We start from the raw sequence: 255 nt of genomic DNA, 5'->3' as shown, positions 1-255 counted from the left end.
GTTACACCGCAAAGTTAATCATATGGCAGCCTGAACCTGAAAATGTCAGATTATTAAAAGCTTTACTAGGCAGACGAGATGTCTATCTAGGTAGTCTATTGCAGGAAAAGAATCGACTTGAAAAGGCGCAGTCCACTCATACCTCCGTTGTTGTGATTAAATTACTTGAAGAGAATATTGAGTATTTAAATCAGCAACTTGAACATATTGATAAGTTAATAAATAATCACATAGATCAAGATCCAACATTGAAAC

General features: G+C 34.9%; 1 pseudogene. It reads left to right on the top strand.

The annotated features are described in order from the left end of the window. Positions 1–255, top strand: a pseudogene (locus tag ACEO2X_RS14595) (IS110 family transposase); the annotation flags it as partial.

Origin of the sequence: Acinetobacter sp. AL9 (assembly GCF_041464035.1) — a bacterium.
In the GTDB taxonomy this organism is placed as follows: domain Bacteria; phylum Pseudomonadota; class Gammaproteobacteria; order Pseudomonadales; family Moraxellaceae; genus Acinetobacter; species Acinetobacter towneri.
The sequence above is the reverse complement of the archived record's forward strand: the minus strand, read 5'-3'. Positions and strand labels throughout refer to the sequence as shown.